General features: G+C 41.5%; 1 protein-coding gene. It reads right to left on the bottom strand.

Annotated features, from left to right (window positions below; genetic code table 11):
• Positions 1-236, bottom strand: a 236-nt coding sequence (locus tag AAEZ02_RS23490; protein WP_351125652.1) for a lytic murein transglycosylase, incomplete at both ends; no start/stop codon positions are given.

The following is a 236-nucleotide window of genomic DNA, read 5'->3' on the forward strand; positions in this document are numbered from 1 at the left end:
ATCCAACCATTTTGTTATCTGCGAAATTATATTGCTGCTTTAACTTCAACGCTTGTAATAACTCGCCAGTGAAATAATCGCTACGCCTTGGATCGCATGCTAGCGTTGCCAATGAATCGAGCACTGGCATGCTACCTTTGTAACTACCAAAGTTGGTTTCTAGGCCCCAAAAAGCAACAATATATTGCCCAGGCACACCATACTCTTTTGTTAGCTTAGTTAATAATGCCCCATGT

Origin of the sequence: Shewanella sp. T24-MNA-CIBAN-0130 (genome assembly GCF_040310185.1) — a bacterium.
GTDB lineage: Bacteria > Pseudomonadota > Gammaproteobacteria > Enterobacterales > Shewanellaceae > Shewanella > Shewanella psychromarinicola.